This is a genomic window from Pontivivens ytuae, assembly GCF_015679265.1.
Lineage (GTDB): Bacteria > Pseudomonadota > Alphaproteobacteria > Rhodobacterales > Rhodobacteraceae > Pontivivens > Pontivivens ytuae.
On record NZ_CP064942.1, the window covers coordinates 768,232 to 788,265 of the forward strand.

General features: G+C 67.3%; 12 protein-coding genes. 8 read left to right on the forward strand and 4 right to left on the reverse strand.

Annotated elements, in window-relative coordinates; all coding sequences use genetic code 11:
* The first annotated feature begins 2 nt into the window (after positions 1-2).
* The 4 genes from I0K15_RS03615 (at position 3) to I0K15_RS03630 (ending at position 3,840) form a co-directional block, all read left to right on the forward strand.
* Positions 3-884 carry a bile acid:sodium symporter gene (locus I0K15_RS03615; protein WP_196104068.1) on the forward strand — a complete coding sequence of 294 codons (882 nt, stop codon included), beginning with the start codon at positions 3-5 and terminating at the stop codon, positions 882-884.
* Between the two features lie 90 nt (positions 885-974).
* Positions 975-1,934 (forward strand): TRAP transporter substrate-binding protein, encoded by a 960-nt coding sequence (locus I0K15_RS03620; protein ID WP_196104069.1) that lies wholly within the window; start codon positions 975-977, stop codon positions 1,932-1,934.
* 6 nt (positions 1,935-1,940) lie between these two features.
* On the forward strand, positions 1,941-2,468 hold the full coding sequence (locus I0K15_RS03625) for a TRAP transporter small permease (RefSeq protein ID WP_196104070.1): 528 nt from the start codon (positions 1,941-1,943) through the stop codon (positions 2,466-2,468).
* Between the two features lie 73 nt (positions 2,469-2,541).
* Complete coding sequence (locus tag I0K15_RS03630; RefSeq protein ID WP_196104071.1) at positions 2,542-3,840, forward strand: TRAP transporter large permease; 1,299 nt, start codon at positions 2,542-2,544, stop codon at positions 3,838-3,840.
* Here I0K15_RS03630 and I0K15_RS03635 read toward each other — a convergent pair.
* Positions 3,837-4,742, reverse strand: a complete 906-nt coding sequence (locus I0K15_RS03635; protein WP_196104072.1) for a DMT family transporter — start codon at positions 4,740-4,742, stop codon at positions 3,837-3,839. The genes I0K15_RS03630 and I0K15_RS03635 overlap by 4 nt on opposite strands.
* A gap of 91 nt (positions 4,743-4,833) precedes the next feature.
* Here I0K15_RS03635 and I0K15_RS03640 point away from each other — a divergent pair, with 91 nt between their 5' ends.
* Positions 4,834-5,331, forward strand: coding sequence for a MarR family winged helix-turn-helix transcriptional regulator (locus I0K15_RS03640; RefSeq protein WP_196104073.1), 498 nt, complete (start codon positions 4,834-4,836; stop codon positions 5,329-5,331).
* Between the two features lie 192 nt (positions 5,332-5,523).
* Positions 5,524-6,228: a response regulator transcription factor gene (locus tag I0K15_RS03645; protein WP_196104074.1), complete on the forward strand. Its 705-nt coding sequence runs from the start codon at positions 5,524-5,526 to the stop codon at positions 6,226-6,228.
* Between the two features lie 12 nt (positions 6,229-6,240).
* Here the strand turns inward: I0K15_RS03645 and I0K15_RS03650 are convergent, their stop codons facing one another.
* The gene (locus I0K15_RS03650; protein WP_196104075.1) at positions 6,241-9,351 is read right to left on the reverse strand and encodes an efflux RND transporter permease subunit; all 3,111 of its coding nucleotides are present in this window, start codon (positions 9,349-9,351) and stop codon (positions 6,241-6,243) included.
* A gap of 4 nt (positions 9,352-9,355) precedes the next feature.
* Positions 9,356-10,438, reverse strand: a complete 1,083-nt coding sequence (locus I0K15_RS03655) for an efflux RND transporter periplasmic adaptor subunit (RefSeq protein ID WP_196104076.1) — start codon at positions 10,436-10,438, stop codon at positions 9,356-9,358.
* A 77-nt stretch (positions 10,439-10,515) separates the two neighbouring features.
* Between I0K15_RS03655 and I0K15_RS03660 the strand changes: the two genes are divergently transcribed.
* Together I0K15_RS03660 and I0K15_RS03665 are read left to right on the forward strand one after the other, a co-directional pair.
* Complete coding sequence (locus I0K15_RS03660; RefSeq protein ID WP_196104077.1) at positions 10,516-11,136, forward strand: TetR/AcrR family transcriptional regulator; 621 nt, start codon at positions 10,516-10,518, stop codon at positions 11,134-11,136.
* Between the two features lie 437 nt (positions 11,137-11,573).
* Positions 11,574-15,467, forward strand: a complete 3,894-nt coding sequence (locus I0K15_RS03665) for an Ig-like domain-containing protein (RefSeq protein ID WP_196104078.1) — start codon at positions 11,574-11,576, stop codon at positions 15,465-15,467.
* A gap of 307 nt (positions 15,468-15,774) precedes the next feature.
* On the opposite strand, the gene I0K15_RS03670 is transcribed toward I0K15_RS03665, so the two are convergent.
* Positions 15,775-19,839, reverse strand: coding sequence for a carbohydrate-binding protein (locus I0K15_RS03670; protein WP_196104079.1), 4,065 nt, complete (start codon positions 19,837-19,839; stop codon positions 15,775-15,777).
* Between the last annotated feature and the right edge of the window lie 195 nt (positions 19,840-20,034).

Genomic DNA, 20,034 nt, shown 5'->3' on the forward strand with positions numbered 1-20,034 from the left:
CGATGGTCGGACCTCTCGAGCAGGCCGTTCTGGCCGCGATGATCTTCGTCATCATGCTGGGCATGGGCGCGTCGCTGACGCCGCGCGACTTCCTCCTCGCCTTCCGCCGGCCCTACGGGCTGATGGTGGGCGTGGTCTCGCAATACGGCTTCATGCCGCTGATCGGCTTCCTGCTCGCACTGATGCTGCCGGTGCCGGAGGTCGTGGCGATCGGCATCCTCATCATGTCCTGCATGCCGGGCGGGACGACCTCGAACATGTTCACCTACTTCTCCAAGGGGAATCTCGCGCTATCGCTCCTGATGACGGTGACCTCCACGGTGTTCGGCGTGCTGCTGATCCCGCTGGTTCTGGTGCTCTACGGCGCGGCGCTCGACGTCGACATCCCGCGGGAGAACGTGATCGCGACGCTTGTCCTCTTGCTGGTCCCGGTGGGCGTCGGGATGGTGCTGCGCCGGATCAACGCCAATACCGGTGCCGTGACGGAGTTTGCGGGCAGCGCGCTCGCGCTCTTCTTCATCCTGTTCCTCGTCGTGTCGTGGATCCCGCGTAACTGGGGTTTCCTGTTGTCGACCGGGTGGCCGACCTATGCGGCCTCCATCGGGCTGGGGCTGGTCGGCATCACCGTGGGGTACTTCTTCGCCCGCGCGCTGCAACTGCATCCGCGCAATGCGCGCACCGTGGCGCTGGAGACGGGGATCCAGAACGGTCCGCTCGCCGTGGCCATCGTCGCCTTCACGTGGCCCGCGGACGAGGCGCAGGCGGTGATGGCGGTGCCGGTGCTCTACTCGCTCTTCATCGTGATCGTGTCGGCGGCCGTGACACTCGTCTTCCGACGGGCGAACCTTGCCGCAGAGCAGAAGATGCCCGACAGCCTGCTGTAGCGCGCAGGCCGGCATCTCACCCTTTTGCGTTTTCGCGCAGCCGTGCCAAGATCGCTCCGGTTCAGACCGATCTTGGGGAGACACGGACAGATGAAACACCTGATGGCCCTCGCCGTCCTCGCCTGCGCCGGACCGGCCGCGGCGCAAAGCTGGGACATGCCGACCCCCTATGGCGACAGCATCTTTCACACCGCGAACATCATGCAGTTCGCCAACGATGTGCTCGATGCCACGAACGGCGATCTCGACATCACCGTGCACTCCGCCGGCTCCCTGTTCCCCCATGCGGAGATCAAGAACGCCATCCGTTCGCAGCAGGTGCCGATCGGGGAGTTCCTGTTGTCGCGCCTGTCGAACGAGGATGCGGCCTATGCGCTCGACAGCCAGCCGTTCCTCGCGACCTCCTACGCGGATGCACGCAACCTGTGGGCGGCGCAGAAACCGGTGATCGCCGAGCTGCTGGCCGAGCAGGGCCTGATGCCGCTCTTCTCGGTCCCGTGGCCCGCGCAGGGGCTCTACACCAATGGCGAGGTCACGACGGTCGAGGATCTCTCCGGCCTCCGCTTCCGCGCCTACAACGCCCAGCTCGAGGAGTTCGCGCAGCTTGCAGGCGCCGCCCCCGTGCAGGTCGAGGCGCCGGACATCGCGCAGGCCTTCTCCACCGGACAGGTCGAGGCGATGATGACGTCGCCCTCGACGGGGGTCAGTTCCACCGCGTGGGATTTCGTGAGCCACTACACGCCGGTGAACGCCTGGATCCCGAAGAACATCGTGGTCGTGAACCAGCGCGCCTTCGACCGGCTGGATGCCGAAACGCAGGAGGCGCTGATGACCGCCGCCGCCGCGGCCGAGGAGCGCGGCTGGCAGATGTCGGAGGCCGAAGCGATGGAAAAGACCCAGGAGCTCGCCGATAACGGCATGGCGATCCGCGAGCCGACGCCGGCGCTCAGCGCGGGGCTGGAGGCGATCGGGGCCGAGATGCTGACCGAGCTCTCCGCCGGAGCGTCCGAAGAGGCGCGCCGGATCCTCGCCACCTTCGGCGCGAACTGAGGCGCGATGGGTCGCGCGCTCGACCGCCTCTACGACCTGGCCGGGGCGCTCGCCGCCCTGGCGATCGTCGGCATCTGCGCCGTGGTCTCGGCGCAGATCGGGCTCAACATCCTCGCGCGGCTCGGCGGGCCGGGGCTGTCCTTCACCATCCCGTCCTACGCCGATTTCGCGGGCTTCGCGCTAGCCGCCGCATCGTTCCTCGCCCTCGCCCATACCCTGCGGCGCGGCGGGCATATCCGGGTGACGCTGATCACCGGCCGCCTGCCCCGGCGGGCGACCTGGGCGGCGGAGCTGGCGGTCCTCGCGCTTGCGGGCGCGCTCGCGGCCTACGCGACCTTCTACTTCGCGCTGCTGATCGAGGAGAGCCTGCGCTACGGCGACATGTCGACCGGGATCGTCGCGATCCCGCTCTGGATCCCGCAGATGCCGGTCCTGATCGGCCTCGCGCTCCTGACCCTCGCCCTCGTCCACACACTGATCGAGTCCCTCACGGCCCGCCGCCCCGTCCTGATCGACGAGACGCCGCAGGAGTGACGGCCCCGCTCTCTCTTCTTCCAATATCCCCGCCGGAGGCGCACGCCTCCGGCCCGCGCCCAAGGCCTAACCCATGTCCGACCCGCTCACCGCGCTGATCCTGCTGGGCCTGCTGCTCGGGCTGCTTGCGCTTGGCACCTGGGTCGCGCTGGCGCTCATGATGACGGCGTTCGTCGCAATCACCTTCTTCGCGAACCCGGATGCGGGGCTGGTGATGGCGACGACGATCTGGGGGCACTCGCATAGCTGGGCGCTGGCCGCCCTGCCGCTCTTCATCCTGATGGGAGAGGTCCTGCTGCGCTCGCGGCTCAGCCAGGACATGTTCTCCGGCCTGGCACCTTGGCTGGGCCGCGCACCGGGGCGACTTCTGCATGTGAACGTCATCGGGTGCGCGATCTTCGCCGCGGTCTCGGGTTCCTCGGCCGCGACGGCGGCCACGGTGGGCAAGATGAGCGTGCCGGAGCTGTCGTCGCGGGGGTATCCGGAGCGGCTGGTGCTCGGCACGCTGGCGGGCTCGGCCACGCTGGGCCTCCTGATCCCGCCCTCGATCATCCTCATCGTCTACGGTGTGGCGACCGAGCAGAGCATCGCGCGGCTCTTCGTGGCGGGCATCCTGCCGGGGCTGATGCTGGTGGGGCTTTTTGCGGGCTACGTCGCGGTGCGCGCGTGGCTCGATCCCGACCTGATCCCGCCCGCCCCGCCGCGGGAGCCGCTGATGGCGCGGCTGCGCGCCTCGCGCCGGCTGATCCCGGTGATCCTGCTGATCGGCGGCGTGATCGGCTCGATCTATACCGGCGTCGCGTCACCCACGGATGCGGCGGCCCTCGGCGTGGTGCTCTCGCTGATCTTAGCGACACTCTCCGGCGGGTTCGGGCGGGCGGAGTTCATGGCGGCCCTAATGGGTGCCACGCGCACCTCCTGCATGATCGCCTTCATCCTGATCGGGGCGGCGTTCCTTTCGATCTCCATGGGCTTCACCGGCCTGCCCCGCAACCTCGCCGCCTGGATCGGCGAGTTCGGCCTGTCGCCCTACGCGCTCCTCGCCGTGCTGACGGTGTTCTTCGTGGTGCTGGGCTGCTTTCTCGACGGGATCTCGGTGGTGGTGCTCACGACCTCGATCATCCTGCCGATGGTGCAGGCGGTCGGGATCGATCCGCTCTGGTTCGGCATCTACCTCGTTATCGTAGTGGAGATGAGCCAGATCACGCCGCCGGTCGGCTTCAACCTCTTCGTCATCCAGGGGCTGACCGGGGTGAACATCCTGCGGGTGGCGCGGGCCGCCCTGCCCTTCTTCCTGCTGCTCCTGTTGGGGCTGGCGCTCATCACGATCTTTCCGGGGATCGTGACGGCGCTGCCCTCGGCCATGGGCTAGGCGCTCGCCCTGCGTCCGCCGAGCGAGACCAGCGCAATCCCCGCAGCGATGAGCCCCGCGCCGAGGGCGAGGCCACCCGGCGGCGCCTCGCCCAGCAGCAGGATCGCCGCGGGCACGGCGACGATGGCCCCGACCGCGCCGAGCAGGCTCAGCAGCACCGGCCCGCCCGTCCGCTGCAGCACGAAAAGCAGCAGGAACTGCGCGGTGAAGATCGCGGCCTGCACGACGATCAAACCCAGCGGCGCCACCCACGCCTCCGGCAGCCGCAGGGTAAAGCCCGGCAGCAGACCGGCGAGGAGCAGCATCACGGCGGCCGCGACCATCATGCCGGGCGCAAGCTCGGACGGACGCAACCCCGGCGGCCAGCGCATGGTGCGGTAGAGGTTGCCGATGGCCAGTAGTACGGGGCCGAGCAGGCTCAGCAGGACCCAGCCCACCGCCGCATCGGGGGCGGCAAGCTTCTCGAAGGCCAGCACGCCCGCACCCGCCAGCGCCGCCGCCACGCCCGCCGCGCGCATCGGCTGGAACCGCTCCAGCCCGAAAGCGAGCGCGCCCAGATAGGTCAGCAGCGGCGGGAGGGTGATGGTGAGCGAGACGAAACCCACGCCGACCTGCGGCACGGCGGAGAAGAAGATCAGGTTCGAGCCCGCCACCGTCACGAAGGCCGCGATGGCGAAGTAGACCGCCGTGCGCCGCGTCACCGGCGGCAACGCCCCGCGCCGCCAGGCGAGCGCCATCAACATCGCCGCGGCGCCCACGATCGACCAGGCGAGGAAGGGCAGCGGCGCGAGGCCGAGGTCGCCGGCCACGCGCGCCAGCGTCGTGGAGGCGCCAAGGCAGGCCCCGGCCGCGAGCAGGGACAGGAGGGCCGTCAGACTACCCGATGGATTGCTGGTGCTCATCACGATCTCCCCTCTCTTCCGTCAGGCCTTCAGATGGGATATATTATCTCGACATCAAGATACTTTTCATCGAGAGAGATGGAGGCCCCCGATGCAACAGCCCGACCTGAACAGTATCGATCAGCAGTGGCGGCGCGAGCGGCCCGACCTCGACCCGCTCTGCATGATCGTCTGCGGGGCGGTCTGGCGCGCCGGGCGGCGGCTGATGGCGGGGCTTCAGGACAATCTCGACCACTTCGGGCTCGACTTCGCCGGGCTCGACGTGTTGCTGACGCTCCGCCGGCAGGGTGCGGGGCAGAGCATGTCGCCCGGGGCCATGGCCGCCGACATGATGCTGTCGAGCGGCGCGATGACCGCGCGCCTCGACCGGCTGGAATCACGCGGGCTCTTGCGGCGCGCCCCGGACCCCGCCGACCGCCGCGGCGTGCGGATCTCCCTCACCGAAGAGGGGTTCGAACTCGCCGACCGGCTGGTTGCCGCACATGTCGCCGTCGAACAGGAGATGCTGTCGGACCTGTCGAGAGACGAGCAGACAAAACTGTTGAACGCCCTGTCCCGCTTGGCGCCAGAAGACGCAACACAATCTTAAGTAGAGTCTTAAGACGTTAACGCAGCGTCACCCCAAAGACACAAGCTTTTTCCATCAACCACTTGTCAAGTTTTGACTGTGGCGCCCTACGCATAACTGCAGCAAATTCTAATCAATGTTGAAGTGATTGAGTTGCCGGCGAAGACCGTCACCGCACTAAGATGGTCGCGCCGCAGGGATGGGTGGGGATCCATGTCCGCTAGTGTACTGATCGTCGATGAAGACGCGGCAACGCGTCAGGAAATCTCGCATGAGCTGTCGCGCCATGGCTTCGCGGTGGAAACCGCGAAATGCGCCAACCAGGCCCGGGACCTTGTCTCGACGCGGCATTTCGATCTGACATTGCTGGAGGCCGACCAGCCCGGTGACGAGGGGCTGGTGCTGACCCAGTGGCTCGTCGAGGGCGCCGGTGTCAGCGTCATCGTGCTGTCGCGCCGGGCCGACGTGCCGCGGCAGGTCCAGGCGCTGGAGCTCGGCGCCAGCGACTATATCGGCAAGCCGTTCCACATGCTGGAGCTCGTCGCCCGGGTGAAGAACGCCCTGCGCGTCCGCCCCAGCCGGGTCGGGGACAAGGGCATGGCCCTGCGCTACCGCTTCGGCGAGTGGCAGCTCGACACAATCCGGCGGGAGATGAGCCGCGGCGGCGGGCGGACGGAGCATCTGTCGGCCTCCGAGCTCAGCCTGCTGCTCACCTTCCTGCGCCAGCCGCATCAGATCATCCGGCGCGACATCCTCGCAGCCACCATGGGGGTGCGCGGCAGCTCCGACCGCTCGGTCGACGCGCTGGTCAGCAAGCTGCGGCGCAAGCTGGAGCAGGACCCGAAGGAGCCGACCTACATCCAGACGGTCTGGGCCCGCGGCTATCGTTTCGCCGCCCCGGTGCAGGAACTCGACTGATCGCACCGCCGCCTACTGGGCGGCGATGCGCGTCTCCTCCTCGAAGGTCGGCGCGTCCGCGGCCTCGGCGTTCCGGGCCTCTTTCTCGGCCCGGCGCTCCTTGCGTAGGTAGGTGTGGTAGAGCACCGGCACCCCGACCAGCGTGAGGATCGAGGCAAAGCCGAGGCCCGCCATGATCGTCACCGCCATCGAGGCGAAGAAGCTGTCGGCGAGCAGCGGCACCATGCCGAGGATCGTCGTCGCCGCCGCCAGCACCACCGGCCGTAGACGGCTGACCGAGGCGGTGACGATGGCCTCGGACTGCGGCAGCCCCTCCTCGTCCTTCTGCGCGTCGATTTCCTCCACCAGCACGATGGCGTTCTTGATCAGCATGCCCGACAGGCTGAGCAGACCTAGCAGCGCGGTGAAGCTGAACGGCAACCCGGTGAAGAGCAGCCCCAGCGCCACCCCGTTCACCGCCATCGGCACGATGGTCCAGATCACGGCCGTCTGCCGCAGCTTGCCGAAGAGCAGCACGGTGATCAGCAGCATCACCCCGAAGGAGAGCGGCATCTGCTGACCGAGGCTCATCTGCGCCTCCGTGGAGCTTTCGTATTCGCCGCCCCATTCCAGACGGTAGCCCGGCGGCAGCTCGATCGCCTCGATCGCACCGCGGACCTGACCGAACGCTTCGGGGGCCAGCACGCCTGGCACGGTGAAGGCCTGGACGCTGACCGTGGGCACGCGGTCGCGCCGCTCGATCAGCGTGTCGCGTGCGACCACGTCGAAGCCGTCGATCACCTGGTCGAGCGCGGTGTAGTCGCCGCTCGCATCCGAATAGATCACCTGGTCGAGGATCTGGCCGTCCGCGGTCGTGTCGCCGCGCGGCGTGCGCACGATCATCGGGATCAGCCGGTCGCGCTCGCGATAGGTGCCCGCGCGGATCCCGTCGGTGGCGAGCGCCGTAGCCTGGGCCACATCGGTCCGCTCCACACCCAGCGCCTGAGCCCGCTCGGTGGCGAAGATCGGACGGGTGACGAACTCGCGCTGTCGCCAGTCGGACCGCTCGGTCTGCAGCACGGCCGTCTCGGTCTCGAGGATCAACTGCGCCTCGTCCGCGATGGCCCGCAGCACGTCCGGATCGGGGCCAGAGAAGCGCGCCTCCACATCCGCACCCGTCGCCGGGCCGTAGATGATCTGCTCGACCCGCGTCTCCGCCCACGGCACGGCGTTGATGGCGAAGGCCGCGAGGTCGTCGCGCAGCGCCGGGATCGCCTCGGAGCTCGTCGCGCGGATCACGAGTTGCCCGTAGGACGGGTCCGGCTGCTCCGGCGTATAGGTCAGCAGGAACCGGGTGAGGCCCTGCCCCGCGCTCGACGTCACCGCCACCACGTCGTCCCGCTCCAGCAACCAGTCCTCGATGACCGCAAGGTCGGACACCGTCTCATCGATGCGCGTGCCCTGCGCCGCCTTGTAGTTGAGGTAGAAGATCGGCGTGTCCGCGGGCGGGAAGAACTGCTGGCGCACCATTCCGAAGGCCGCGAAGCACGCCACCGTGCCGCCGATCAGCGCCATGATGACCAGCCAGCGCATGCGCAGTGCCCCGCGCAGAAGCAGACCGTAGGCCCGGAAGAAGCGGGTGTCGTAGGGATTGTCCTCCGCCCCGCCGCTCGTCTTGAAGAAGTAGCTGCCCAGAAGCGGCGTCACCGTGATCGCGAGCAGCCAGGACAGGAGCAGCGAGATCCCGATCACGGCGAAGAGCGAGAACAGGAACTCGCCCGACGCGTCGGGGCTGAGCCCGATCCCCGCGAAGGCCATGATCCCGATGATCGTGGCGCCGAGCAGCGGGACCTGCGTGCGCCGCGCGGCCTCCGCCGCGGCTTCCACCGCCTTGCGGCCCTTGCGCATCTGGATCTGCATGCTCTCGGCGACCACGATGGCGTTGTCGACCAGCATGCCCATCGCGATAATGAGCGCACCGAGGCTGATCCGCTCCACCTTGATGTCGAAGAGGAACATGAAGAAGAAGGTGAAGCTGACCGTCAGCAGCAGCGACGCGCCCACCACGACCGCCGCGCGCCAGCCCATGAAGAGGGCGAGTACGCCGATCACCACCGACACCGAGAGCGCGAGACTCATGACGAAGGAGCCGTTGGCCTCGTCCACCACCACGTGCTGTTCGTAGATCGGCAGAAGCTCCACGCCAACGGGCAGCACCGGCTCGATCTCAGTCAAGCGCTCCTCCACCCGCTCACCGACCGTCACGATGTTCTCGGACGTCAGACCCGCGATGCCGAGGGTGAAGGCCCGCACGCCGTTGTGGTGGATGACATGCTCGGGATCGTCCACGCGGTCGCGATAGACCTGTGCGACATCGGCGAGGTTCAGAACCTCGCCGCCCACGCCGAACGAAAGCGCGCCGACCTCGCTGACCGTATCGTCGCCCTCCGGCGCATCGATGCGCAGGTCGCGCGGACCGTTGTCGGCGGTACCGGTGGGCGCGATGACATCGGCGTTGCCGACCGCATCCAGGATCACGCTCGGCGGCACGCCGAGATTGACGAGCGTCTGCGTCGACGGCTCGATGAAGATCGCCTCTTCCGGCAGGCCGCGCAGCTCCACATCCGCCACGCCGTCCACGGCGAGCATCTCCCGCCGGATGTAGTTGGCGATGTCCCAGACCTCGGAGTCGGTGAAGCCCTCGGCGGTCACCGAATAGTAGATGCCGTAGACGTCGCCGAAATTGTCGTTGATGACCGGCGCCATCGCGCCCTGCGGCAGGTCGGGCTGCGCGTCGGCCACCCGGTCGCGCAGGTCGTCCCAGACCTGCGGCAGCTCGGTCCCGTCGTACTGGTCCTTGATCTCCACCTCGATGACGGAGAGGCCCGGCGTGTTGCGCGAGGTCACGGTGTCGACCTCGTCCATGTTCTGGATCTCGCTCTCCAGCACTTCGGAGACCTCGATCGCGACCTCCGAGGCTGTCGCCCCCGGATAGGGCGTGATGACGAGCGCCGATTTCAGCGTGAAGACCGGATCCTCGAGCTTACCGACGGCCAGATAGCCTGCCGCTCCGCCGAACAGGCAGAAGAGCATCAACAGCCACGTGTAGAGCGGCTTCTCGATGGAGAGACGGGCGATCTGCATGGGGTTACTCCTCCTCGACCGTCAGGCCGTTGTAGCGGCGGACCGCCTGGCCATCGCGCAACAGATGCGCGCCGGCGCCCACGATCTCGGCCCCTTGCGGCAGCCCATCGACGACGAACTCGGTGCCCGTCTCGGACCGGATGTCCACCGCGACGCGGCGCAGCGTGCCTTCCTCCGCCCCCGCGGGCTCGAAGGCGAGGACGGCGGCGCCCCGGTCGGGGCCCGACAGAACGGCGGAGGCCGGCAGGCTCAGGCCGTCATCAGCGCCCGGCAGCGTCGCCGTCACGGTGACCGAGGAGCCCGGTACCAGCATCGAGGCGAGGCGCACCGGCGGCAGCACGAGGGTCACCGTGTAGCTCTGCCCGATCGCGGTGGTCTCGGCCTGGAACTCCACAAGTTCCAGCGGCACGTCGCCCCCGATGGCGGGCAGGCTGGCGGAGAAATCGATGCGCTGCGGGTTGCCGACCCGCTGGACCAGCCGCTCGGGCACGTCGATCTCGACACGCACCTGGGACATGTCGTGCAGGCGCAGGATCGGCTGACCGGCCGTGACGTTGGAGAAATTCGCGGCGATGCGCGAGGCGACGAGCCCGGTGAACGGCGCCCGGATCGTCGCGTCCTCCAGGTTGTCGCGCGCCTCGCGCAGGGCCACCTCGGCGAGGTCGCGTGCCGTCTCCGCATCGTCGGCCTGCACGCGGGAGGTCGCGTTGCTGCGGGCGAGCGCGTTGGCCCGCTCCGCGTCCCGCTCGGCCTGCAGGAGGGACAGCTCCGCCCGCTCCACCGCCCGCTCGAACGGGGCGAGATCGAGCTGGGCGAGCACATCGCCCTCGACCACCTGATCGCCTTCCGTCGCCTCCAGGATCTGCAGCTTGCCGCTGACCTCGAAGGAGAGGTCCACCGTTTCCCGCGCCACGATCCGGCCGAAGAAGCTGCGGGAGAGCGTCGCGCCCGCCTGCTCCGGCTGGATCAGGCGCACGGGGCGCAGCGTTTCGGCCTCGGGTGCGGCCTCCTCCTGCGCCAGCGCGGGCGACGTGATCGCCAGAAGGGCCGCGACGAAGGCACCTGTTGCGCGGGGGGCTCGTATCATGACCTCTCCTGACATATGTCTGTTTGCGGTCAACCGACCGATCGGTAGGCAATTTAGAGAACGCTGGTCACTCTTCAATGGCGCATGATCGAAACACGCTGTCCTCGCGGCGGGACGAAATCCTCGAACGGGCTACCGAGCTCTTCGTGGCGTCGGGCTATGCGGCGACCTCGATGAGCAAGGTGGCGGAGGCGGTCGGCGTGCAGAAAGCCTCGATTTATCATCACTTTCCCAGCAAGGAGGCACTCTTCGTCGCCTGCGTGAGCCGCGGTTATCAGGACTACACCGCAGCGCTGCGGGACATCCGCGACAGCGCCCTGCCTGCGACAGAAAAGCTCAGCCGCGCGCTCGACGTCGTTTATGCCGCGCTGACGGAATCCCAGGCGGGCCGCATGTCGCCAACGCTGGCGGAGACGGCGCGGCTGATCCCGTCCATGGGCAAGACCTTCCACGACACATTCATCGAGGAGATGCACGAGGCGATGGCCGGCATCCTCGCCGCCGGGATGGAGAGCGGCGAGTTCGCGCGGCTCGACTGCCTCGGGCTGGAATACCTCATCTTCAGCCCCGCGGTGGACCTGTCGCTGCAACGCCAGATGTTCGCGAGCTTCGAGGATCTGGAGGAGCGCTATCCGGTGGACAAGGTGAAGGCCTCCCACCTCGCGCTGCTGCTTCGGCTGCTGTCCCCGGCGGCATGAACTCGCCGACATAGGGCGCTTTGTGGGCGTGACGGCCACTGATGGGTTGCTGTGCGGCGGTTACGACAGGTTTCGAGCGACCTTGCTCCCGACAACGCGTTGAGATCAAGCCGGTTTCCGTTGTTGCCGTTCAAGGGGCGTCGGGCTGTTCAAGAAACATGACGACACAACTTCAAGTTGTAATCATCGTCTGACAGCGTGACGACTGGAGACAACAGAGCCGTATTGTCGCTCAGAACTGAAGCCACACACTTTTAATAAAAAAGCGACGCTACAGCACTCGCGAATAGTATTGAACAATACGTTTCCAGTACGTTCCTAAATCGGCAGAATAATTCTCATGGACTTATAGAGCTCATCCCTCATGATGGACCCGCCGGTACGCAGCATCCCTGGGGCGGGATCGCGCGCGCCGCACGCCATATGGGGGATGAAACATGGCAACCATTTCCGGTGAGCAGAAGACGTGGCACAAGGTAACGCTCGATTTCGAGGTGCCCGAGACCTTCCGTGAGGAGGCGAGCACGTTCCGTGACCACCGCCTCGACGTGACCTTCACCAACGCCGCGACGGGCACGACGATCACCGTGCCGGGCTACTTCGCCGCGGACGGCGATGCAGCCAACACGGGCGCGACCGAAGGCAACATCTGGCGCGTCAACTTCAACCCGCCCGAGGCCGGCGACTGGACCTACGAGGTCTCCTTCCGCGAGGGCAACGACATCGCGGCCACGCCTTACGAGGACGCGCCGAACGCGGGTCAACCCGTAACCTATCTCGACGGCGAGACCGGAACGGTCGCCGTCACCGAGACCGACAAGACCGGCGAGGACTTCCGCGCGAAGGGCATGCTGCTCCAGGATGAGGGCACGCATTACCTCCAGCACCAGGGCGACGGCGACTACTTCGTGCGCGGCGGCCCGGGCGTGCCGGAGAACTTTCTCGCCTCCCAGGACATCGACAACACGCCGACCGGGCGGCACGACTACGCCTCCCACCTCGACGACTTCAACGCGGGCGATCCGACCTGGGACGGCGGCAAGGGCCAGGGGCTGCTCGGCACCATCAACTACCTTGAGGAGCAGGGCCAGAACACGATCTATGTCATGACCCTGACCGCGGCGGGCGACGGGCAGGACATCTGGCCGTGGGCGGCGACGGACCTCAACGAGCTCGGCAAGAACACCCGCAACCTCGACCCCGACATCACTTCCGTCTACGACGTCTCGAAGCTCGACCAGTGGGGCATCCTCTTCGATCACATGGACGAGAAGGGGATCTACAAAAACGTGCTGTTGCAGGAGACGGAGAACGACCAGCTCCTCGACGGCGGCACCAGCGCGGACGGCTCCTCCCTCAGCGTCGAGCGGATGATCTACATGCGCGAGATGGTCGCCCGCTACGGCCACAACAACGGCATCCAGTGGAACATCGGGGAAGAGAACACCAACACGAACCAGCAGGTTAAGGACATGGCGTCCTACCTGAAGGCCGTGGACGGGTACGATCACCTCGTCACGATGCACACGTTCCCAGGCGACACCGGCAAGTACAACAACCTCACCGGCTTCGAGGACTTCGACGGGCCATCGCTGCAGACCGGCCCAGCCGACGGCACGCGGGAGAAGTTCCAGGAGTTCCTCGAGAAGTCGGCGGCCGCTGGCGACCCCTGGGTCATGACCTGGGACGAGGCGTCGGGCGGCAACGCCATCATCGACCCCGGCTCCAACAACCCCGACAGCACCAACGAGCGTGCGTTGCGCGAGGAGTTCTGGGGCACGCTGACCGTCGGCGGCTCCGGCGGGAACTGGTACATTAAGCAGTCGAACGGGCATTCGTTCGACCAGAACATCGACTTCTTCGACCAGCACACCTCGCTGTGGACGTGGACCGCGGCGGCCACCGACTTCTTCAACACCCACATCCCGTTCTGGGAGATGGAGGAGAAGGACGAGCTCACCTCCGACAACGACGACTTCGTCATGGCGAAGGACGGTGAGTACTACGTCGTCTACCTGCCCTATGGCGAGGCGGGCAACGTGCAGCTCAACCTCAACGGCCACGGCGGCGAGACCTTCGACGTCTTCTGGTACAACCCGCGCGAGGGCGGCGACCTGATCGCCGACGGCACCGTCGAGGGCGGAGCGGTCCGCCAGCTCGGCGGCGCGCCGGAGGATGGCGGCAAGGACTGGGTGCTGTTCCTGCGCAATTCCGAGCTGCCGGGCGATCCGGGCGTCGGCGCGCCGGACCCGGATCCCGACCCGCAGCCTGATCCCGACCCCGATCCGCAGCCCGCCGGCGACCCGGTTTTCGAGATGCAGGACGGCCGCGTCGTGATGCAGGCCGAGGCTGGCACCTTCGTCTACGAGAACAACGGCGCCAACGCGAACTGGGACCTGACGACGGATCTCGGCGGCAAGGGCGACGGCGTGATGTTGTGGACCGGCAACGACTTCTTCAACGGCTCCAATGCCGGGCAGCCGCAGACCGCCCCGCTGGAGTACCAGTTCACCGTGGATGAGCCCGGCACCTACTATATCTCGCTCCGCTCCATCCGGCCCGAGACCGGCGAGCCTGGCGACCGCAACAACGACTTCTTCGTCCAGTTCGAGGACACGGGCTGGAAGAAGGTCTTCTTCTCCGGAGCGCGCGAGACCTTCCAGTGGGGCACCACCTACGACGTGAACCACCAGAAGAGCCCGTCGACCTTCGAGGTGACGCAGGCGATGATCGACGCCAATGACGGCGTGTTCACGCTGGGCATCTCGGGCCGCTCGCGCCAGGCGGGCCTCGACGAGATCCACATCCAGAAGGACGGGTTCAGCCGGGATCACAACGCCCCGACCTCGCCGCTGGTGGACGGGGCGACGCCGCCGGACGTGCCCGACACGCCGGACAACCCGACGCCACCGCCCACGGGCGACGCGGACATCACGCTCTACCTCGTGGACGCCGCGACGGACGAGCGGGTGGGCACGATCACGCCCGGCGGTACGGTGGATCTCTCGGAGCTGTCGACCGGCGCATTCAGCATCGAGGCGGTGGCGGACAGCGGCGCGGTGGGCAGCGCGCGCCTCACCTATAACGGGTCCTCGCAGACGGAGAACGTGGCGCCCTACGCGCTCTTCGGCGACACGAACGGCGACTTCGAAGGGGAGACGCTGACGGCGGGCGATCACACCGTCACCGTCGCCTTCTTCTCCGGCGCCAATGGCAGCGGCACGCGGCTGGGCGAGACGACGGTGAGCTTCACCGCCGCCGACGCTCCGCCGCCCAATGCAGCGCCCGAAGCCGATCGCGACGCGGCGACGGTGGATGCGGGCGGAACGGTGCGCATCGACGTGCTCGACAACGACACGGATGCGGACGGCGACCCGCTCACCATCACCGACGTCACCGCGCCCGCCAACGGCACGGCGGTGATCGAGGGCGGCACGGTGGTCTACAAGCCCGCTGCGGGCTTCTCCGGCGACGACGCGTTCCGCTACACGGTCAGCGACGGGCAGGGGAATACGGACACCGCGATCGTGGACGTGACGGTCGAGGCGGCACCCGCGCCCGACCCGGATCCCCAACCCGATCCCGATCCCGATCCGCAGCCCGATCCCGGCGGCGACGAGGCGATCACGCTCTACCTGCTCGACCCGGTCACGGACGAGCGCATCGGGGAGCTCGCCGACGGGATGGAGGTCGACATCTCCGCCCTCACCGACGGCCAGTTCAGCGTCGAGGCCGTGCCCGAGAGCGGCGAGGCCACCCGCGTGCGCCTCACCCTCGACGACGGGGCGACGCGCACCGAGGGGATGGCGCCCTATGCGCTGTTCGGTGATATCGGCGACGACATCACCGGGCGGACGCTGGAGCCCGGCGACCACTCCGTGGCCGTCACGGTTCTGGGGGCGAACGGGCAGACGCTCGCCACCCGCACCGTCGCCTTCACCGCGGTGGAGGAGGCCGTGGACAGCGGGACGGGGCCGAGCCCCTTCACCATCCACCTCGTCGATGCGGGCAGCGACACGCTGGTAGAGGAGATCGAGGAGGGCGACATGATCGACCTCAGCGGCATCGATACCGGCGCGCAGTCGCTCGCGGTCTTCACCGACAATGCCGAGGTCGAGAGCATCGCGCTCAGCCTCAACGGTGGCCGCACGCAGGTGGAGAGCTTCTCCCCCTACGCGCTCTTCGGCGACATCGAGGGCGACTATCGCGGCGGCACGCTGGGCGACGGCCCGCAGGAGCTCACGATCCGCGCCTATTCCGAGGACGGTGGCCGCGGCGAGCTGATCGCGGAGCAGACGCTGACCTTCGAGACGGATGCGCTGATCGCCTGACCGGATCCCGATCCGCAACCTGGGCCGCCCTTCGGGGCGGTCTTTTTTTTGTTTCGAAGCGCTGAGGGCCGCGCCCGACCTGGAGGGCGCTTTCGGGACGGAATTGATCAGTCCGCGCCCTCAAGCATCCATGTCCCTCATTCAGTGGAGGACATCGCCAACGCGCCCTCCGGGGGGAGGTCGGGCGCGGCCCGGCCTATCAGCCGGGCAGAAGGGCAATTCGGCGTTCGCACCGCGACAGGAGCCACCCCCAAACGAAAAGGAGCGCCGCAAGCCGCGGCGCTCCCTCTCTCGATATGAAGCCCGATCAGGCGAAGAGTTCGACGCTGTCGATCCGCACGAACTCCTCGTCGTCGCGGCTCGCCTCGATCGTCACCTCGTCACCGGCAGCGAGCGCGATGTCCTCAAGGCGGTGGACCACCTTGTTGCGCTCGTTCGGCGTGCCGCCGCAGAGATCGGCGTCGAGGATGATCTCCTCCAGCACCGTGTCGTTGACGAGGATACGCACCGTGCCCTGACCGTCGTTCTCGTCGAAGTAGGTCAGGTCCATGTCGTAGGTCCCGCTCTCTCCGTCGAAGGCAAAGCTGGCCGTACCGGTGTTCCCGCCACCGAGCAGCGAAGCGACCGCGTCGCCGGAGGCGACGCCGTCCTGCTGCTCGACCACGAAGCCGTCGAGGGTCATGTCCTCGGCCTCGACCTTCGTGCCGCTTCCGGTGTCGTCCGCGGTGCCCGACGCTTCGAGCGTGAAGGAGAGCGTGGCGGAGTCGAGCACCTCACCCTCGCCGAGGTTCTGATCGTAGGCCGTCGCACTGATCGTGTGCGCGCCGACCGAGATCTGGCCCCCGTTCAGGTCGCCGCCGCCATTCGCATCCCCGAAGAGCGCGTAGGGCAGCAGGTTCTCGACCCGGCCACCGTCGCCGTCCAGATCGAAGCGGATGCTTTCCACATCCGCGTCGTCCGTGATGGCCACGATGGAGAGCTGCGACGGATCCGCATCGCCGATGGAGATGGTGGCCCCTTCCGTGATCTCGGCGATGACCTCGTCGGTCGTCGCGTCGTGCAGGAAGAAGCGCAGCTCCGAGCCCGGTGCGGGATCGGTGGGCTCACCGTCGCCACCATCGCCCTCGTCGGGCGAGGTGCCCTCGGCCTCCAGCGTGAAGGAGATGCTGGCGGTGCCAAGCGCATCGCCGGCCGCACCGTTCTCCTCGTAGGCGGTCGCGGTGATGGTGTTCGCACCAACCGCGATCTCGCCGCCGTTGAGATCCCCGCCGCCATTCGGATCGCCGAAGAGCGCGTAGGGCACCATGTTCTCGACGCGGCCTTCGCCGTTGAGGTCGAGCCTGACGCTTTCCACGTCCGCACCTTCCGGCACCGCGACGATGGAGAGCTGCGTCGGATCCGCATCGCCCAGCGCGATGGTGGCCCCGTCCGTGATCTCGGAGATCACCTCGTCCGTGCGCGCGTCGTAGAGGAAGAAGCGCAGCGTGGCCGTGGGTGCGGGATCCGGGTCCACGGGGTCCGGATCGACGGGATCGGGGTCCGGATCAGGATCGGGCGTGCCGTTGTAGGGCGAGATCAGATCGATCCCGTCGAAGACGCCACCGGCCTGAACCGTGATGTCGTCCTCCTCGACCCGGTCACCGTAGACCTTGACCGTGCCGAGCGGATCCTCGTCGTGGGCGCCGTTGGCGGTGTTCTCGCCACCGTTGGCCCCGTCACCCTGCTGCGAGCGGATCTCGATCAGGGAGTAGTCCCCGCCCTCGTCCTCGCCATAGGTGATGCCCGCGATCTCGACCGTGTGGCCGCGCAGAACGATCTTGTCCCCGTCCTGGTTGGAGTAGTCGAGGATCGTGTCGTTGCCGATCCCCTCGACCCAGTGGTCGTGGACATTGTCGTTCTCACCCGCGACCTTGCGCCAGTTGATGGTGCCGTCGTCGCGGGTGTGCTTGGCCAGGATCTCCTCCTTGGCGTTCAGCAGCATGTTGAAGGTGAAGGTGTCCTTCCCCTGCCCGCCGGAGATCACGTCATCCGTGGTCGCCGGATCGACGGCCGGGTTGACGCGGCCGTCGGCCCCGTCGGTCTGCGCCGGGTCGGGCTCGCCCGCATCGGAGTAGATGCGGATGCTGTCGCGGCCCGCGCCTGCATCGACCGTCTGCGCGCCCCAGGAGATCTCGATCCGGTCGTTGGTCTCGATATCCTCGGGGGCGGAGATGACCTCCTCACCATCGGTTTCGGAGCTGATCTCCTGCACACCGCCGTTGTAGTCGGCGAGGCGGTCGGCCTCCTGCAGCTTGTCCACCCCGTCGAAGACGTTGGCGGCCTGCACCGTGATGTCGTCCTCCTCGACCCGGTCGCCATAGACCTTGATCGTGCCGAGCGAGTCCTCGTCGTGGGCGCCGGTCTCGGTGTTGGCACCGCCCGCACCGCCATTGCCCTGCTGGGACCGCACCTCGATCAGCGAGTAGTCCCCGCCATCGTCGGTGCCGTAGGTGACATCGGCGATCTCGACCGTGTGGCCGCGCACGATGATCTTGTCGCCATCGTCCTTGGAGTAGTCGAGGATCGTGTCACTGCCGAAGCCCTCGACCCAGTGGTCGTGGACGTTGTCGTTCTCGCCGGCCACACCGCGCCAGTTGATCGAACCGCTGGAATTGGTGTGCTGCGCGATCACCTCGGCGGTGGCGTTCAGAAGGGCGACGAACTCGAACTTGTCCTTGCCGTCGCCACCGCTGACCACGTCGTCGGACGCATCGGCGGAGAGGGCGGGGTAGATCCGGCCCTCGGCCCCGTCGGTCTGCGCCGGGTCGGGCTCGCCCGCATCGCCGTAGACCGTGATCCGGTCGCCGCCATTGCCGCCCAGGATCGTCTGGGAGCCGCTGCCGGCCTTGATGTGATCGCCCTTGCTGGTCCCGGTGAAGGTGAGGTCGATCGCCTCGGGGTTCTCGGCCCCCCACTGGATCGGGGAGTTGTCCGGCGCCTCGTTGTCCGCCGGCGCGTCGGCTTCGGCCGCCGCGATCTCCTCGAGGTCATCGACACCGTAGAAGACGTTGGCCTTCACATTGATGTCGTCTTCCTCGACCCGGTCGCCATAGACCTTGATGGTGCCGAGTGGATCCTCGTCATGGGCGCCGTTCGCGGTGTTCTCGCCACCATTGGCCCCGTCGCCCTGCTGGGAGCGCAGGGTGATGAGGGAGTAGTCCCCGCCCTCGTCCTCACCATAGGTGATGTCGGCAATCTCGACGGTGTGCCCGCGAATGTCGATCTTGTCGCCATCCTGGTTGGAGTAGTCGAGGATCACGTCGTTGCCGATCCCCTCCACCCAGTGGTCGTGCACGTTGTCGTTCTCGCCCGCAACCTTGCGCCAGTTCACGGTGCCGTCGTCGCGGGTGTGCTTCTCGAGGATCTCCTCCTTGGCGTTGAGCAGGAGGCGGAAGTTGAACACGTCCTTGCCCTGGCCACCGGACAGCACGTCGTCCGCAGCGCCATCGGGCACCGCAGGGTTCACGCGGCCATCCGCACCGTCGGTCTGTGCCGGATCGGGCTCGCCTCCGTCGGAGAAGCTGTAGATCCGGTCGTTGCCGCCGCCGGTGTTCACCACCTGCGCGCCCATCCCGATCTCGACATCGTCGGTCTGCTTGGCGAGCAGGCCGTAGTAGCTCGCCCCGTCGGTGTTGGAGAAGACCTCGATGGTGCTGCCGGCATTGTTGTTCGCCAGCAGATCCGCCTGCTCCAGCCGGTCGATGCCGTCGAAGACGTTGGCGGCTTGCACCTCGATATCGCCCTCGTTCACCCGGTCGCCATAGACCTTGATGGTGCCGAGCGGATCCTCGTCATGGGCGCCGGTCTCGGTGTTGGCGCCACCGGCCCCGCCATTGCCCTGCTGCGAGCGCACGGTGATCAGGGAGAAGTCGCCCCCGTCATCCGAGCCGTAGGTCACGTCCGCGATCTCCACCGTGTGGCCGCGCACGACGATCTTGTCGCCCTCGTCCTTGGAGTAGTCGGTGATGACGTCGTTGCCGAAGCCCTCGACCCAGTGGTCGTGGACGTTGTCGTTCTCGCCGGCCACGCTCTTCCAGTTGACGTTGCCGGAGGAGTTCGTGTGCTCGGCCAGCACCTCTGGTGTCGCGTTCAAGAGCGCCACGAACTCGAAGCGGTCGCCGCCTTCGCCGCCCGTGAGCGTGTCGTTGGCCTCGCCGTCCGGCACCGCCGGATAGATGCGCCCCTCCGCACCCTCGGTCTGTGCCGGATCGGGCTCGCCCGCATCCCCGTAGGAGATGATGCGATCGTTGCCTTTACCCATGATAGCAGTCTGGGCACCGCTGCCGAGGATCGCGCGATCCCAGCCGTCGGTGCCGGAAATGGTCGTAACCATGATCCGTCCCTCCCAAAATCATCCCAACGGACCGTCGCTATGTGCCCCCGCACGCGTACGACCCGGAGACAATCGGTAGCGCACGATTCCGGTCTTTTCTACCTTGAGTAGAATTTTATGTTCTTCATTGCGTCGAAAGTTGCGTTTTCTGAGGTCCGACGCCTCGTCATAGGCAAGTTTTCGCTTGCGCTTCCC

Bases quoted from the DNA above. Each gene is read 5' to 3' on its own strand.
- I0K15_RS03615 (WP_196104068.1), top strand. From the start codon at position 3: ATGGTCGGACCTCTCGAGCAGGCCGTTCTGGCCGCGATGATCTTCGTC.
- I0K15_RS03620 (WP_196104069.1), top strand. From the start codon at position 975: ATGAAACACCTGATGGCCCTCGCCGTCCTCGCCTGCGCCGGACCGGCC.
- I0K15_RS03625 (WP_196104070.1), top strand. From the start codon at position 1,941: ATGGGTCGCGCGCTCGACCGCCTCTACGACCTGGCCGGGGCGCTCGCC.
- I0K15_RS03630 (WP_196104071.1), top strand. From the start codon at position 2,542: ATGTCCGACCCGCTCACCGCGCTGATCCTGCTGGGCCTGCTGCTCGGG.
- I0K15_RS03635 (WP_196104072.1), bottom strand. From the start codon at position 4,742: ATGAGCACCAGCAATCCATCGGGTAGTCTGACGGCCCTCCTGTCCCTG.
- I0K15_RS03640 (WP_196104073.1), top strand. From the start codon at position 4,834: ATGCAACAGCCCGACCTGAACAGTATCGATCAGCAGTGGCGGCGCGAG.
- I0K15_RS03645 (WP_196104074.1), top strand. From the start codon at position 5,524: ATGTCCGCTAGTGTACTGATCGTCGATGAAGACGCGGCAACGCGTCAG.
- I0K15_RS03650 (WP_196104075.1), bottom strand. From the start codon at position 9,351: ATGCAGATCGCCCGTCTCTCCATCGAGAAGCCGCTCTACACGTGGCTG.
- I0K15_RS03655 (WP_196104076.1), bottom strand. From the start codon at position 10,438: ATGATACGAGCCCCCCGCGCAACAGGTGCCTTCGTCGCGGCCCTTCTG.
- I0K15_RS03660 (WP_196104077.1), top strand. From the start codon at position 10,516: ATGGCGCATGATCGAAACACGCTGTCCTCGCGGCGGGACGAAATCCTC.
- I0K15_RS03665 (WP_196104078.1), top strand. From the start codon at position 11,574: ATGGCAACCATTTCCGGTGAGCAGAAGACGTGGCACAAGGTAACGCTC.
- I0K15_RS03670 (WP_196104079.1), bottom strand. From the start codon at position 19,839: ATGGTTACGACCATTTCCGGCACCGACGGCTGGGATCGCGCGATCCTC.